This window comes from Pseudomonas sp. GW823-FHT03E05, from assembly GCF_058796855.1.
Map to the genome: position 1 here is coordinate 428,012 of NZ_JBXAJB010000003.1, position 14,434 is coordinate 442,445.

At 63.0% G+C, this 14,434-nt stretch carries 15 protein-coding genes; 6 read left to right on the forward strand and 9 right to left on the reverse strand.

The annotated features are described in order from the left end of the window. Positions 1 to 85: 85 nt before the first annotated feature. The 5 genes from AC1RCO_RS14965 to AC1RCO_RS14985 form a co-directional block, all read right to left on the reverse strand. Positions 86 to 1,324 carry a heme biosynthesis protein HemY gene (locus tag AC1RCO_RS14965; RefSeq protein WP_065365044.1) on the reverse strand — a complete coding sequence of 413 codons (1,239 nt, stop codon included), beginning with the start codon at positions 1,322 to 1,324 and terminating at the stop codon, positions 86 to 88. Then, on the reverse strand, positions 1,321 to 2,460 hold the full coding sequence (locus AC1RCO_RS14970) for a uroporphyrinogen-III C-methyltransferase (RefSeq protein ID WP_011064173.1): 1,140 nt from the start codon (positions 2,458 to 2,460) through the stop codon (positions 1,321 to 1,323). The genes AC1RCO_RS14965 and AC1RCO_RS14970 overlap by 4 nt, the downstream gene beginning before the upstream one ends. Before the next feature lie 17 nt (positions 2,461 to 2,477). Next, positions 2,478 to 3,245, reverse strand: coding sequence for a uroporphyrinogen-III synthase (locus AC1RCO_RS14975; protein WP_011064174.1), 768 nt, complete (start codon positions 3,243 to 3,245; stop codon positions 2,478 to 2,480). After that, complete coding sequence (hemC, locus tag AC1RCO_RS14980) at positions 3,242 to 4,183, reverse strand: hydroxymethylbilane synthase (RefSeq protein WP_019095788.1); 942 nt, start codon at positions 4,181 to 4,183, stop codon at positions 3,242 to 3,244. Before hemC ends, AC1RCO_RS14975 begins: the two co-directional genes overlap by 4 nt. A gap of 126 nt (positions 4,184 to 4,309) precedes the next feature. After that, positions 4,310 to 5,056, reverse strand: a complete 747-nt coding sequence (locus tag AC1RCO_RS14985) for a LytR/AlgR family response regulator transcription factor (protein ID WP_492617831.1) — start codon at positions 5,054 to 5,056, stop codon at positions 4,310 to 4,312. A gap of 626 nt (positions 5,057 to 5,682) precedes the next feature. Here AC1RCO_RS14985 and argH point away from each other — a divergent pair. Next, positions 5,683 to 7,077: an argininosuccinate lyase gene (gene argH, locus AC1RCO_RS14990; RefSeq protein WP_041120368.1), complete on the forward strand. Its 1,395-nt coding sequence runs from the start codon at positions 5,683 to 5,685 to the stop codon at positions 7,075 to 7,077. 51 nt (positions 7,078 to 7,128) lie between these two features. Here the strand turns inward: argH and AC1RCO_RS14995 are convergent, their stop codons facing one another. Next, positions 7,129 to 7,776 carry a glutathione S-transferase gene (locus AC1RCO_RS14995; protein WP_065365043.1) on the reverse strand — a complete coding sequence of 216 codons (648 nt, stop codon included), beginning with the start codon at positions 7,774 to 7,776 and terminating at the stop codon, positions 7,129 to 7,131. Between the two features lie 125 nt (positions 7,777 to 7,901). Between AC1RCO_RS14995 and AC1RCO_RS15000 the strand changes: the two genes are divergently transcribed. From AC1RCO_RS15000 to AC1RCO_RS15010, 3 genes are all read left to right on the forward strand, one after another. Further along, positions 7,902 to 8,186, forward strand: coding sequence for a hypothetical protein (locus AC1RCO_RS15000; RefSeq protein WP_011064179.1), 285 nt, complete (start codon positions 7,902 to 7,904; stop codon positions 8,184 to 8,186). Positions 8,187 to 8,380: 194 nt separating this feature from the next. Then, entirely contained in the window at positions 8,381 to 8,626 is a 246-nt protein-coding gene (locus AC1RCO_RS15005) for a TIGR02647 family protein (protein ID WP_011064180.1), read from the forward strand. Between the two features lie 169 nt (positions 8,627 to 8,795). Beyond that, positions 8,796 to 11,642: a class I adenylate cyclase gene (locus AC1RCO_RS15010; RefSeq protein WP_103290810.1), complete on the forward strand. Its 2,847-nt coding sequence runs from the start codon at positions 8,796 to 8,798 to the stop codon at positions 11,640 to 11,642. A 7-nt stretch (positions 11,643 to 11,649) separates the two neighbouring features. Here AC1RCO_RS15010 and rnk read toward each other — a convergent pair whose 3' ends face one another. The 3 genes from rnk to cyaY all read right to left on the reverse strand — a co-directional run bounded on the left by rnk (position 11,650) and on the right by cyaY (position 12,776). Continuing rightward, complete coding sequence (rnk, locus tag AC1RCO_RS15015; protein WP_011064182.1) at positions 11,650 to 12,063, reverse strand: nucleoside diphosphate kinase regulator; 414 nt, start codon at positions 12,061 to 12,063, stop codon at positions 11,650 to 11,652. 142 nt (positions 12,064 to 12,205) lie between these two features. Further along, a complete protein-coding gene (locus AC1RCO_RS15020) occupies positions 12,206 to 12,439 on the reverse strand; it encodes a DUF1289 domain-containing protein (RefSeq protein ID WP_015637452.1) in 234 nt (77 codons plus the stop codon). Between the two features lie 4 nt (positions 12,440 to 12,443). After that, a complete protein-coding gene (gene cyaY / locus AC1RCO_RS15025; RefSeq protein WP_011064183.1) occupies positions 12,444 to 12,776 on the reverse strand; it encodes an iron donor protein CyaY in 333 nt (110 codons plus the stop codon). Between the two features lie 239 nt (positions 12,777 to 13,015). Here cyaY and lptM point away from each other — a divergent pair, with 239 nt between their 5' ends. After that, complete coding sequence (gene lptM / locus AC1RCO_RS15030; RefSeq protein WP_011064184.1) at positions 13,016 to 13,174, forward strand: LPS translocon maturation chaperone LptM; 159 nt, start codon at positions 13,016 to 13,018, stop codon at positions 13,172 to 13,174. A 9-nt stretch (positions 13,175 to 13,183) separates the two neighbouring features. After that, positions 13,184 to 14,431, forward strand: a complete 1,248-nt coding sequence (gene lysA, locus AC1RCO_RS15035) for a diaminopimelate decarboxylase (protein ID WP_015637453.1) — start codon at positions 13,184 to 13,186, stop codon at positions 14,429 to 14,431. Positions 14,432 to 14,434: the final 3 nt, after the last annotated feature.

Below are 14,434 nucleotides of genomic sequence, written 5' to 3' on the forward strand. Positions count from 1 at the left end.
ATGTCGCAACCGATCGACAACAGCGCCGCAGGTACAGCAGCAAAAGGGCCGGTTGCCTGAAACAGGCAACCGGCCCCGGGACACCTCAGGCCCGCACCGGGACCGGCAGCGGTGAGGCCAGCAGGCGCTCATCGAGCATGCCCAGACCTTCCTGGAACAGCTGGTTACTGCGTTCGGTATCCCCCAGTTGAGCCAGCAGGCGCGCCAGTTCCGCACAGGCTTCGGGGTTGCGTTGCAAGCGCAGGCTGCTTTCCAGATAGTCCCGGGCCTTGCCCCACAAGCTGTTCTGCAGGCACAGGCGGCCCAGGGTCAGCAGCAGGCTCGGATCGTCCGCATGCTCCTTCAGCCAGTGCTCGGCGGTCTGCAACTGGCGCGACGGATCGCTGCCACGCACCAGGCCATAGAGCCGTGCCAGGTGGCTTTCGTACTTACGCTTGATTGCCGTGCGCAGGGCCTCTTCCGCCTCGGCCCCCGCGCCCAGTTGACGCAGTTGTTCGGCATAGGCCAGCACCAACTGCGGCTCCTGGCGCTGTGCCGAGGTCAACTGTTGCCAGGCACGATTGAGAGATTGCAGGCCGGCAACCTCATCTTCTTCATGACGCGCGGCCAGGGACAGGTTTTCACCCCAGGCCCGACGTTCCAGTTCCTGCAGTTCGCTGGCCGGCAGCGCCTTGTCCTTGCGCAACTCGGGCAACAGACGGATCAGGGCCGACCAGTCGCCACGCTGCTGATGCAGGCGCTGCAACTGGCGCAGCACCTGGACACTATGGGGATGGCGCTCATGCATGGCCTGCAGGGTGCTCAGGGCTCCCTCGGTATCGCCGCGATCCGTCTGCAGTTGGGCGTGGCTCAGGGCCACGGCCAGCTCTGCCTGGGGCTGGCGGGTCAGCGCCCGCTCCAGCAACCGGTCGCATTCTTCATAGTGGCCCTGCTCGTTGGCCGCCCGGGCAGCGCCGAGGTAGTAGAGCAGCGGCTGGCGCTCGGCCTCGGCGGCACGCTGCAGGTGCTTTTGCGCGCTGGCCCAGCGCCCTTCGGCGAGGTCCATCTGGCCCTGCTCGATGGCGATCTGCACCCGGCGGCTGCGATTGCGCCGTGACCAGGGATTGACTACACCACCGGACACCATCACCAACTCGATCAGCAGCTTGATGCCCCAGACCACCAGCCAGACCAGCGCCACCAGGGCCAGGGTTGCCCACAGGCTCGATTCGTAACGGAAGTTGCTGTAGGCGATCAGTACGTACCCGGGATGCTCGGCAATGGCCAGACCCAGCAGGCCGATGGCCGCAATGACCAGCAGGACGATCACATAGGTACGCTTCATGGGCTCGTCTCCTGGGCGTTGTTCGCCGCAGGTTTGGCCAGAGGCTTGACCGACTCTTCGACATTCAGGTTACGCCGCTCCAGGTAGGCCTGGACCGTACTCAAGGTCTTGGCCAGGTCCGGGGTGACGACCGTCACCGGCTGCTTGCTCAGCTCGGCCAGGCGCTCGAGCATGATCTTGCTTTGCGGGTTGTCCTGATTGAAGTTGCCGGTGAGCACGTCGCGGGCTTCGGTCAACGCCTGGGTATAGACCGCGGCCTGGCCGTTCAGGGCAGCCCACTGCGCCTGCTCCAGCGCCAGGCTCAGGGCCAGGCGCACTTGGGTCAGGCCCTGACCGGCCAGCAAGGGACGGATGTTCTTGTCGGCGTTGAAGTCGATGCGGAAATAGCGCGAGATCTGATCCCACCACTGGGCCCAGCGGCTGGCGCCGTCACCATCGGCTGTCAGGCCGAGCAGCGATTCACCGCGGTCCTTGTACTCCGGAGCCACGGCGCTCAGTTCCAGCACCTGGTCACGCAAAGCCCCCAGTTGCAGGAACAGCCCGGTGCGGTCCGGCTGCTCGGTGCTGCGCAGGGCCGCCAGACTCTTGGCCAACTGCTCGCGGGCTGCGAAGGCTCCCGGATCGTTTTGTTCCCGCAGGATATCGTCGGCGCCCTGGACCAGGGCCCTAGCGCTGCTGATGTCCTGCAGCGCCGAAAGACGCAGGCTGGCCAGGCGCAACAGGTGCTCGGCTTCCGCCAGGCGCCAGTCCTTGCGGCTGGCGCCCAGTACTGTTTCCAGGCGCTGGTTCAGGCGCTGCTGGTCACCCTGCAACTGGGCCACCAGACGCCGCCGGTCTTCCAGCTCATCGGCCGCGGGCAGTTGTTCCAGGCGTTCGCTCAAGCGCTGTTCGCTGAGCTTGAGACTCTGGGCCTGATCCCCCAGGGCCTGCAACTGACTGAACTGCTGCTGGTTATTGGCTTGCAGGTGGCGCACCTGCCAGATCCCCCAGCCACCAACGGCGACGCCCGCCGCCCCCAGCAGCAGGGCCAGAATTGCCAACCCGTTGCCACGACGCTCAACGGTTGGTTTCGTGGGTTCAGCAGGTGTCTCGGGCACCGGCTGGGCTTCATCTTTAGGCAAGGCTGTTTCGCTCACGTATCCATCCTTTGCGTTTAGAGAACGGGCACGGGTTGCTCCCGTAACGCCGTTAGCAAAGCCGCGGCACTGGCGCCGCGACAATCCACAACTTTTTCCGCCCCTGCGGCGTGCGCCATGTCGGCGACCCGGGGGCTTGGAACAAACAACGGCATCTTCGCCAGTTGCGGCCAGGCGGGCCCCGCCAGCTGCCGCAAGTGGCTGAAACCTTGTCCACTGCTGACCACCAGCCCGTTCAAGCGTTCCACTTCAATCCGCTGGAGCAACGCGCCTTCGGCGTAGTGCGGCAGGCAGCGGCGGTAGAGTTCCAGATAATCGACACTAGCACCTAGGGCGCGCAAGCGCTCAGAGAGCAGCTCGCGCCCCCCCTCCCCGCGCACGATCAACACCCGTGGATCAGGCCGGCGGATAGCCTCGCGCAATTGGGGAAGTTCAAGCAAGGCTTCACTGTCATCGCCCTGCTGGGGATAGGCCACTGGCAAGCCGGCATCCGCAAGGATCTGCGCGGTAGCGGCGCCTACGGTGAACCAGGCCTGGTCTGGTGGTTGCGGCCAATACTGGCGCAACAGCTCCAGGCCAAGATGCGCCGCCGGCTTGCTGACCACAATCACCGCACAGTACTGGTCGAATGCCAGCAGGGTAGCCCGCTGCGAGTCACTGACCGGCAACGCCTGGATTTCCAGCAATGGCAGGCTGCTGCTCAAAATCTCGGACTGCGCCAGGATCGCCGCCAGCGCGGCGCAGTCCTCGGCCGGCCGGGTCAGCAGCAGGCGCCAGCCAGTCACTCCTCGCCCGCCTCGCCGTAGACCGCGCGCAGAATGTCATCGGCGCCCTGGGCCAGCAGGGCATCCGCCACTTGCACACCCAGCTCGGCGGCCGATGCGCGAGGGCCACGAGCTTCGGCGCTGAGCAGCAGGCCGCCGCTAGGCTCGCCCACCAGGCCGCGCAGCCAGATCTGCTCGCCTTCCAGCACCGCATAGCAGGCAATCGGCACCTGGCAACCACCGTTGAGGTGCTTGTTCAGTGCGCGCTCGGCGGTTACCCGGCTGGCCGTGTCGGCGTGATGCAGGGGGCCCAGCAAGGCGTGGATTTCAGTATCGGCACTGCGGCACTCGATGCCGACGGCGCCCTGGCCACCGGCGGGCAGGCTGTCGTCGACACTGATGGAGGAACTGATGCGATCCTCGAATCCGAGGCGGATCAAGCCAGCGGCCGCGAGAATGATGGCGTCGTATTCGCCAGCGTCCAGCTTGGCCAGACGGGTATTGACGTTGCCCCGCAGAAAACGGATCTGCAGGTCGGGGCGACGGGTCAGTAACTGAGCCTGACGGCGCAGGCTGGAGGTGCCCACCACGCTGCCTTCAGGCAACTCGTCGAGGCTGGCGTAGGTGTTGGAAACAAAGGCATCACGCGGGTCTTCGCGCTCGCAGATGCAGAACAGACCCAGGCCTTCCGGGAAGTCCATGGGCACATCTTTCATCGAGTGCACGGCGATATCGGCCTGGTTTTCCAGCAGCGCGGTTTCCAGTTCCTTGACGAACAGACCCTTGCCACCGATTTTCGACAAGGGCGAGTCCAATAGTTTGTCGCCGCGGCTGACCATGGGCACCAGGGTCACGACAAGACCCGGATGGGCCTCTTGCAGACGGGCTTTGACGTATTCGGCCTGCCACAAGGCCAGAGCACTTTTGCGGGTAGCGATGCGGATTTCGCGAGAGGACATGGATCAATCCGTACTGAATAGATACGGCAGATAATAACAGCTCAACCAAATCAGCTTTGACTTGTATCAGAAACCTAGCCTCCTCCCGACGCCAGGCTTCACCCATTGCAGGGGTCAAACCCTGGCCTAGAGCTGTTGCATCATTTTGCGCACGCCCGCCACATGCCGCCGGCTGACAATCAGCGCATCGCCATTGAGGCCCTTGAGGTACAACTGGAAGTGCCCCAACGGTGTGCGCTGCAGACGCTCGATACGCTCGCGGGCCACCAGCGCATTGCGGTGGATACGCACAAAGCGGTCGCCGAATTCATCTTCCAGAGCCTTCAGGGGCTCATCCAGAAGCACCTCGCCGCCCTCGTGGCGCAGGGTCACGTATTTATGGTCGGCGATGAAATACACCACCTGAGCCAGTGGGATGAGCTCGATGCCTTTGCGCGTACGGGCGCTGATATGGCTGCGCGGGCCGTTACCGCTTTCGGCCGCGGGCCGGGTCAGTGCCGCCAGTTGTACACGGTTGGGCTTTTCGGCCTTTTTCAAGGCCTCCAGCAACAGCTCGGAGCGCACTGGCTTGACCAGGTGGACGACGCCGCTGACCTCGAAGGCCTCCAGGGCGAATTCGTCCGGCGCAGCGCAGAACACCAGCGCCGGAGGCGTCTCGCGCTCGCACAGCTTGCCGGCGACCTGCAGACCGTCCAGCCCCGGCATGCGGACGTCGAGCAAGACGATATCCGGCTTCAGGCTGTCGATCAGGCTCAACGCCTCTTCGCCATTGGTGGCGCTAGGCTCCAGGACACTGTATCCCTCGAGCTCACTGACCATCCGGCTCAGGCGCTCGCGGGCTAGGGGTTCGTCATCAACGATCAGGACATTCATATTGCGCTGGATTCCTGCGTGAGTCTCGCACAAGGATAGCGTAGACAGGTGGAGTGACGTCCGTCACCGCGATCCACGCTAAGACTAGTGCGAAGGCCAAAAAGTGCCGCAAGTCGGGCACCAATATTTGCCCGTGCCTGCCCGATACCGCTCAAGGTCGGCTGATGCGCGACGACGTCGCAGGGAATGCTGGTATTCAACACAAAGCCCCCCTCGTGATTGTGGTCGCCGCCCACCCTGCCCGCACCCGTCTCGTTTGGTGGACGGATTGCCTGGCCCTGTGCGGTGTGAACTTGCTGGAGGGGCCCACTGCGAACACGCGAGGGGTGTTACGCAATTGTGCCGGTCCTCCTGTCCAACTGTAGACGGTTGCCAAGACGATATTGCTCAATCGATAAATATCGTTTGACCGATATCAGCTTCCGCACTCAAGGCGCTCACCTCGCAGGAAGCGCCTACGACTGCGCCGACCTCAGTCTCTGCGCCCCCGAGGCCGGCGACAAGCCACCCAGGCGTCCGGCGGAGAAAAAAGCTGCCGACCAGCGCCAGCGACAGCCCGGGCAACCCTGTTATTATCGGCGCCTGTTTTTCACGCCATCTTCCTTCAGCAGATCACGAGCGAATTCATGAGCACTGACAAGACCAATCAGTCCTGGGGCGGCCGCTTCAGTGAACCCGTCGACGCCTTCGTCGCCCGCTTCACCGCCTCTGTCACTTTCGACCAGCGCCTGTATCGCCATGACATCATGGGCTCCATTGCCCACGCCACCATGCTGGCCAAGGTCGGCGTGCTCACCGATGCCGAGCGCGACAGCATCATCGACGGCCTGAAGACCATCCAGGGCGAGATCGAGGCCGGCCATTTCGACTGGCGCGTGGACCTCGAAGACGTGCACATGAACATCGAAGCGCGCCTGACCGACCGCATCGGCATCACCGGCAAGAAACTGCACACCGGCCGCAGCCGCAACGACCAGGTGGCCACCGACATCCGCCTGTGGCTGCGGGACGAGATCGACCTGATCCTCGGTGAAATCACCCGCCTGCAAAAAGGCCTGCTGGAGCTGGCCGAGCGTGAAGCCGAGAGCATCATGCCGGGCTTCACCCACTTGCAGACCGCCCAACCGGTGACCTTCGGCCACCACATGCTGGCCTGGTTCGAGATGCTCAGCCGTGACTACGAGCGCCTGGTGGACTGCCGCAAGCGCACCAACCGCATGCCCCTGGGCAGCGCCGCGCTGGCCGGCACCACCTACCCGATCGACCGCGAGCTGACCTGCCAGTTGCTGGGCTTCGAAGCTGTGGGCGGCAACTCCCTGGACAGCGTTTCGGACCGGGACTTCGCCATTGAATTCTGCGCCGCTGCCAGCGTGGCGATGATGCACCTGTCGCGGTTTTCCGAAGAGCTGGTGCTGTGGACCAGCGCGCAATTCCAGTTCATCGACCTGCCGGACCGATTCTGCACCGGCAGCTCGATCATGCCGCAAAAGAAAAACCCCGACGTGCCGGAACTGGTACGGGGCAAGAGCGGCCGGGTATTCGGCGCGCTGATGGGCCTATTGACCCTGATGAAAGGCCAGCCCCTGGCCTACAACAAGGACAACCAGGAAGACAAGGAACCACTGTTCGACGCCGCCGATACCCTGCGCGATTCGCTGCGGGCCTTCGCCGACATGATCCCGGCCATCAAGCCCAAGCACGCCATCATGCGCGAGGCGGCCCTGCGCGGTTTTTCCACCGCCACCGACCTGGCGGACTACCTGGTACGCCGTGGCCTGCCGTTCCGCGACTGTCACGAAATCGTCGGCCATGCGGTGAAGTACGGCGTGGAAACCGGCAAGGACCTGGCGGAAATGAGCCTGGAAGAGCTGCGCAAGTTCAGCGACCAGATCGAACAGGACGTGTTCGCCGTGCTGACCCTGGAAGGCTCGGTGAATGCCCGTAACCACATCGGCGGCACCGCACCGGCCCAGGTCCGGGCGGCAGTGGCCCGCGGCCAGGCCCTGCTGGCCAGCCGCTAAGCCCTTGCGAGCCTGCCCGCGCCGGCATCCTCTGCCGGTGCGAGCAGGTTCCTAGCGCCCTGACCTTCTGGCGGCCATCAGTGCCGCCTTGTCAGCGGCGATGCGCCGAGCGTTGGGGGTCTGCTCCAGGCGCTCGAGCAAGGCCCGGGCCTCGGGCATCTCGGCCAAAAAATCGATTCCGAACAACTTGTCCCCGACTATCAGGGCAAGGTTCACGCTGTACTGAAAATACAGGTCCGCCACACTCAGGCTGGTGCCCGCCACATAGGGGGCGAACCGGGCATGCCGGCGCAATGCGGCAAAGCCTTGTAGCAATTCGATCCCGGCCTTCTCCTTGATCGCCTCGGGCAGGGTCGCGCCGAAGAACGCTTCGGGGAAACAGGCCCGGGCCGGCAGCTCTATGTACAGTTCGATCTCCTTGGCCAGTGCCAGCACCTGGGCACGTTCGAACGCGTCCTTCGGCAGCAGCGCCGGCGCCGGCCGCACCTGCTCCAGGTAATCGAGAATCGCACTGGTTTCGCTGATGAAGCCCTGCTCCACCTCCAGTACCGGAACCTTGCCCCGAGGGCTGATAGCCAGCGCCTCGGGGCTCTGGCCGGCGTAGAACAGCACCTCTTCGAAAGGCAGCCCCTTCTCCAGCAAGGCCAGCTTGACCATGTTGTAGTAGTTGCTGATGGCGAACCCATAGAGCTTGAACATCCCGTAGCCTCCAGGCCGTGCAGGGGTTGGCAGGGGGTTTTTATAGAAGGTTAATCCCACTCTGGCCAGCAGCATCGAGCCGCTGAATACGAGTAAACTGGCGACCTTTCCTTGAGGAGCCTGCCATGAGCGAGCCAACCGATATCGACACCGACGAAGAAGAGTTCGCCGAAAATACCCTGATCGAAGCGATCGAGAACCAGATCGAAAGCGACAACCCACCAGCGGCCAAGGCCACGTTCAACAAGCTCACCCTGGTGGGCTACGAGCGCGAGGAAATCCTCAATCTGATGGCCCATGTACTGGCGATCGAGATCGACGCGATCCTCGAACAGGACCGCGCCTTCGACACCCAATGGTACGAAGCCGCCCTTCGCGCCCTGCCGGAACTGCCTCCCGAAAAGCAGTGACACCGCGCTGCCGGAGCGCAGGCTCCGGCACTCTTTCCCGCCCGTGCCTCGCGCCCCGACTACACTGCCACCACCCTGCGGCCAAATACCGCTGCACCCGGGGATAAAACTCCTCAGCGAACGCTGGACACGCCGCCTTTCTGCGTTCACCTTAAGAACGCTGACCTCTAATTCCTAGAAAGTCTGGAGTCCTTATGTCGTATACCCCTGAGTTGGTTGCCGAACTGGAAATCCTTGCACTCTTCAACCTGGACAACTCCCAGGAAGGCCTGAAAATCCATCAGACCGCCGCCCCTTCTGCCATCGCTGCCGCCCAACGCCTGTTTGACAAGGAACTGATCACCCAACCCGATGGAGGCTATCTGACCAGCCTCGGGCGGGACGCCGCTGAACATGCCCAGGGCCTGCTGACCATCCTGAACGTCAAAGAAGTCGCCTGAACAACCTGCATCGGCCTGCGGGGTTCCCGTCTGTCGGATTCCGTAGGCGCCTCCTTCTGAATGCGCTAGAAATCTGGCGTCAAAAAATAAAATCAGTTTAAGGCTGAGCCCTGTCTGACGGTAAACTGCTCGCCGTCTTCAATACCGCCACGTTCGAGCTCCGCTTGAAATGCCCCATACCCATGAAATCCGTCCCGATCTGGATGAAGGAATCGATCGCAAGGTTCTCAGCCAACTGCGCGCGCGTTTCCTGAAGCTCAATGAAGGGCGCATGGCCCGGGCAATGGAAGGGCTGTCGACACGCCAGCAGTTAGTCCTCAACCTGTTGCCGCTGTTCTTTCACGTCAATCACCCGTTGTTGCCCGGCTATGTATCCGGAGCCACCCCGGCGGGGCTTTCCTGCTACGAACCCGACCCCCAGGCCCTGGCCGAAGCCCAGCGCCTGACCCGATCGTTTTCCTACAAGCCGCGCCACGGCAACCCGCCACGGCCGATTCATGGCCTGTTTCTCATGGGCAGCCTGGGTACCCTGGCCCAGGCAGACCAGAGCGACATGGACGTGTGGGTGTGCCATGCGCCGGATCTGGGCGAAAACGAGCTGGCCGAGTTGCAGAAGAAGTGCCAATTGCTGGAGACCTGGGCGGCCGGCCAGGGTGCTGAAGCTCATTTTTTCCTGATCGACCCCAATCGCTTTGTCCGCGGGGAGCGGGACACTCAGCTGAGTTCGGACGACTGCGGCACCACCCAGCACTACCTGCTGCTGGACGAGTTCTACCGCACCGCGATCTGGCTGGCCGGGCGCACGCCGTTGTGGTGGCTGGTACCGGTGTACGAAGAACGCCGTTACGAACAGTACATCGACACCCTGCTGTCCAAGCGCTTTGTCCCCGCCGAGGAAAACCTCGACCTGGGCCACATGGCACGCATTCCGCCCGGCGAGTTCATCGGCGCCGGGCTGTGGCAACTGTTCAAGGGCATCGAGTCGCCCTACAAGTCCGTACTCAAGCTGCTGCTGATCGAGGTCTATGCCAGCGAGCATCCCAAGGTCCAGTGCCTGAGCCTGCGCTTCAAGCAAGCGGTGTTTGCCAACCGCCTGGACCTGGATGAGCTGGACCCCTACATCGTGGTCTACCGGCGCATCGAGGAATACCTCAAGGCTCGCGGCGAGCCGGAGCGCCTGGAACTGGTACGGCGCAGCCTGTACCTCAAGGTCAACCGCAAGCTTACCGTCGGCAACGCCACCCGCAGCCCGAACTGGCAGCGCGCTCTACTGGAGCGCCTGGCCAGCGAATGGGGCTGGGACCAACGCCAACTGGCCTTGCTGGACAGCCGCAGCCAGTGGAAGGTGCGCCAGGTCAGCAGCGAGCGCCGGGCCCTGGTCAACGAGCTCAACTACAGCTATCGCTTCCTGACCCAGTTCGCCCGCACCGAGCAGGCCGCCAGCCTGATCAACAAGCGTGACCTGAATGTCCTGGGCCGGCGCCTGTACGCGGCCTTCGAGCGCAAGGCCGGGAAGATCGAGTTCATCAACCCCGGCATCGCCCCGGACCTGGCTGAAGACACCCTGACCCTGGTGCAGTCACCGAACAAGAAGGAACCCGGACAGAACCATTGGGGGCTGTACAACGGCAGCCTGACCGCCCTGGAGTGGGAGCATTTCGCCCCGATCAAGCGCAGTCGCGAGCTGCTGGAACTGCTTACCTGGTGCCATCGCAACGGCGTGATCGACAGCAGTACCCGCCTGGCCCTGCACCCGGGCAGCAGCGACCTGAGCGAATTCGAACTGTTCAACCTGCTGGGCAGCCTGCAGCAGACCGTGCCACTGCCTTTGACGACGGTCAGCGAGGAACAGTTGCTGCACGCCGCCGTGCCCGGCGAAGTGCTGATCCTGGTGAACGTCGGGGTCGACCCCCTCAAGCACCACCGCGACCTGAACATTCTGATGACCACCGAGCGCACCGACTCCCTGAGCTATGCCGGGGTACGCGAGAATCTGGTGTTGACCCTGGATCAGGTCACCCTCAATAGCTGGAACGAGGTAATGGTCGGCCGCTACGACGCCGAGCATGCGCTGCTCGACTGCCTGCGGGACTACCTGAACAATCTGCCGGGCGGCACGCAGCCGCGGCTGCGGGTACGCTGCTTCTGTCACAACCGCGCGCAATTCATTGCCCGCCGGGTGGAAGAACTGTTCGAAACCGCGCACAACCTGTTGCTCAGCCAGCTCAACTACCGCTACCTGATCCAGGTGCAGCAGCACTACCACGTGCTTGAACTGGTGCCCGGGCAGGTTCGGCACCGGGCCATGGCAACCCCTGCCGCATTGCTGGAGTACCTGGGGCAGGAGCAGAGCCGCTACAGCCCACTGCACCTTGACCCGATGGCCCTGGAAGACCACGACCTGGCGCTGATCCTGCCCATGGGCCAGCCGGACTGCATCCAGGTGTTCTATCGGATCATCGACGAGTACGCGGAGCTTTACGTGCTCGATGAGTACAACGCGCTGTGGCAGCAGACCCTGCCCTATCACGACGAACACAGCCTGCTGGTGCCCCTGCAGCGCTTCCTGCAGTCGATTCTCTACCGCCGCGAGGCGCTGCTGCCGATGGACAGCAACCAGCCCGAGAAACCTTTGGACACACTCTACTTGCAGATTCTGCCCTCAGGCACGGGCCGCGCACGTCGGGTAGAGCCGCGGCCAGCCCCACCGACGCCGGTGGACAAAGCCTTCTATGACGTGCAGGCGATCATCGGCAAGGCCGCACCGGGCCAGGTGCAGGTCTCGCTGTACTGCAATCAACGGGAGTTTTCCGATCTGGAATATGGCGATCAACTGTTCGCCGCGGTGGCCCAGGAAATCGTCGGGCAGCGCCATGAAACAGAGCGCTATCGCTGCTACATCACTGACCTGGATCTTTCAGGGCTGCTCGGTGACGTGCAAAGCCCGAGCATCCTGTATCTGCGCTACAAGGCCAGCCTGGAGCGCGCACTGAACGACGCGCTCGAGCAGGTCTAGCCAAGGATCAGAGGTGGTAGTCGCCTGCGGCTTCCGGCTGGTATTCAACTTCCAGCAGGGTCAGCTTCAAGGTCTTGCCACCCGGAGCCGGCCAGTCGATGTACTGGCCTACCTGCAGGCCCAGCAGAGCGCTGCCCACCGGTGCCAGGATGGAAATCTTGCCTTCGTCGGCGTTGGCGTCCTGTGGATATACCAGGGTCAGGTGGTAGTCCTTGCCGCTGCTTTCTTCACGGCAGTGCACACGCGAATTCATGGTTACGACACCGGCCGGTACTTCATCGTGACCCACCAGCGTTTCGGCACGATCCAACTCGGTTTGCAGTGCAATGACACCTGGCAGCGAGTCGTCCAGACTGTCGATCAGGCGCTCCAGACGTTGCACGTCAAGGCGGGTAAGGATGATGGATGGTGCAGTACTCATGATCCTGGCTGACTCCTATTTTTTCTGCACAAAAAAGCAAAACCCCGCCAAATAAGACGGGGTTCTCACCGGCCTCGATGTAGCGAGGCGAAGCTGGACACTATCACAGCACACTGAATAAACAAACCGTACGAGTACGAAGCTAAATCTCGCCTGCCGCCGCACTCTGTTTGCGCTGCAGCGCCTGGGCGCAGATCACTCGCCGGCGCTGATCATCGGCCGAACGCCATTCACGGATGTCCTCCACATGGCGAAAACAGCCGCGACAGACCTTCTCCTCATCGAGGCGACAAAGGCTGATGCACGGTGAACTCACCGCCGGGCTGACGTTGCTGTAGAGCGGCTTGGGCGGTCGGGCCGGGGCGGGCTGGGTCACGGTATCAGAGCCCTTCGAACTCGAGCTTGATGTCGGCCTGCTCCAGGACAATGCGTTCCAGCATTTCCCCCAACTGCTCTTCGCTCTTGTCGCACATCCAGCGCTCGCTTTCCTCGTCGTAGTCGAAGTGGAAACCACCCGAACGCGCGGCCAGCCAGAGTTGGCGCAAAGGCTCCTGGCGACTGAAGATCACCTGGCTGCCGTTGTCGAACTTGACGGTGAGCACCCCGGCCGAGCTTTCCAGGTCGATGTCCAGGTCGCTCTCATCGAAAATATCCTCCAGCGTCTGCTGGGTGGCATCCACCAGGTCGTGAAAACGGGCTTCGGTCAAACTCATTGCGGGAACCTCGAAAAGTGTCTACTCACGCTCAAGCGCCGCAAGATACGGGCGCTCCCCGGCGAATGCAAAGGATACCGAACGAGGAAATAAATGCGACGCCCATTGCACGAGCGCCCGACCAAAGCCACCGGCCGGGCCTTGGCAAAGGCCCGCTGGACGGGAGTTACGCTGCATAGGCAAGCTGCCGGGTGGCCGGTATACTCGGGCGCAATTTACGCATTCTCAAGGATTTCGCCATGAAGCGCCTGATCTCTTCCCTTGCTGCGCTCGTCGCGGTTGCTTGCCTCGTTACCGCCTGCGGCCAGAAAGGCCCGCTGTACCTGCCTGATGACAGCAAATCCCCTGAAGAGCAGGCGAAGTCGCAATCGCAGTCGCACAAGCACGACACCTACTAAGGGCAAACCATGGACGCTTTTAACTACCGCGACGGGGAGCTGTTCGCGGAAGGCGTAGCCCTGTCCGCCATTGCCGAACGTTTCGGTACGCCCACCTACGTCTATTCCCGTGCGCACATCGAAGCCCAGTACCAGGCCTATGCCCAGGCCCTGTCCGGCATGCCGCACCTAGTCTGCTTCGCGGTAAAAGCCAACTCCAACCTGGGCGTACTGAATGTCCTGGCGCGCCTGGGCGCCGGTTTCGACATCGTCTCCCGGGGCGAGCTGGAGCGGGTCCTGGCTGCGGGCGGGCAAGCCGACAAGATTGTCTTCTCCGGCGTTGGCAAGACCCGTGACGACATGCGTCGTGCCCTGGAAGTCGGCGTCCACTGCTTCAACGTCGAGTCCGCCGAAGAGCTGGAGCGCCTGCAGCTGGTAGCGGCCGAGCTGGGCGTTCGTGCACCGGTCTCTCTGCGGGTCAATCCGGACGTGGATGCCGGCACTCACCCCTATATCTCCACCGGGCTCAAGGAAAACAAGTTCGGCATCGACATTGCCACCGCCGAGGATGTGTACATCCGCGCCGCGCAGCTGCCGAACCTGGAAATCGTCGGTGTAGACTGCCATATCGGCTCGCAACTGACCACCCTGGAACCCTTCATCGACGCCCTCGACCGCCTGCTGGACCTGGTGGACCGCCTCGGTGAATGCGGCATCTACCTGCGCCACATCGATCTGGGTGGCGGCCTGGGCGTGCGCTATCGCGACGAAGAGCCACCGCTGGCCGCCGACTACGTCAAGGCCGTGCGCGAGCGCCTGGACGGTCGCGACCTGGCCCTGGTATTCGAACCGGGCCGCTTCATCGTGGCCAACGCCGGCGTCCTGCTGACCCGGGTCGAATACCTCAAGCACACCGAACACAAGGATTTCGCCATCGTCGACGGCGCCATGAACGACCTGATCCGCCCGGCGCTGTACCAGGCCTGGATGGATGTCAGCGCCGTGCGCCCGCGAGATACCGAACCCCGTACCTACGACATCGTCGGCCCGATCTGTGAAACCGGCGATTTCCTCGCCAAGGAACGCACCCTGGCCCTGGCCGAGGGTGACCTGCTGGCGGTGCATTCCGCTGGTGCCTATGGTTTCGTCATGAGCTCGAACTACAACACCCGCGGCCGTGCCGCAGAAGTACTGGTCGATGGTGACCAGGCTGTTGAAGTACGTCGCCGCGAGACGGTAGCCGAGTTATTCGCTGGCGAAAGCCTGCTGCCGGAGTAAGAC

Bases quoted from the DNA above. Each gene is read 5' to 3' on its own strand.
- AC1RCO_RS14985 (WP_492617831.1), bottom strand. From the start codon at position 5,056: ATGAATGTCCTGATCGTTGATGACGAACCCCTAGCCCGCGAGCGCCTG.
- AC1RCO_RS15000 (WP_011064179.1), top strand. From the start codon at position 7,902: ATGAGCGAGCCAACCGATATCGACACCGACGAAGAAGAGTTCGCCGAA.
- AC1RCO_RS15005 (WP_011064180.1), top strand. From the start codon at position 8,381: ATGTCGTATACCCCTGAGTTGGTTGCCGAACTGGAAATCCTTGCACTC.
- hemC (WP_019095788.1), bottom strand. From the start codon at position 4,183: ATGTCCTCTCGCGAAATCCGCATCGCTACCCGCAAAAGTGCTCTGGCC.
- AC1RCO_RS15010 (WP_103290810.1), top strand. From the start codon at position 8,796: ATGCCCCATACCCATGAAATCCGTCCCGATCTGGATGAAGGAATCGAT.
- lysA (WP_015637453.1), top strand. From the start codon at position 13,184: ATGGACGCTTTTAACTACCGCGACGGGGAGCTGTTCGCGGAAGGCGTA.
- AC1RCO_RS14965 (WP_065365044.1), bottom strand. From the start codon at position 1,324: ATGAAGCGTACCTATGTGATCGTCCTGCTGGTCATTGCGGCCATCGGC.
- rnk (WP_011064182.1), bottom strand. From the start codon at position 12,063: ATGAGTACTGCACCATCCATCATCCTTACCCGCCTTGACGTGCAACGT.
- argH (WP_041120368.1), top strand. From the start codon at position 5,683: ATGAGCACTGACAAGACCAATCAGTCCTGGGGCGGCCGCTTCAGTGAA.
- lptM (WP_011064184.1), top strand. From the start codon at position 13,016: ATGAAGCGCCTGATCTCTTCCCTTGCTGCGCTCGTCGCGGTTGCTTGC.
- cyaY (WP_011064183.1), bottom strand. From the start codon at position 12,776: ATGAGTTTGACCGAAGCCCGTTTTCACGACCTGGTGGATGCCACCCAG.
- AC1RCO_RS14995 (WP_065365043.1), bottom strand. From the start codon at position 7,776: ATGTTCAAGCTCTATGGGTTCGCCATCAGCAACTACTACAACATGGTC.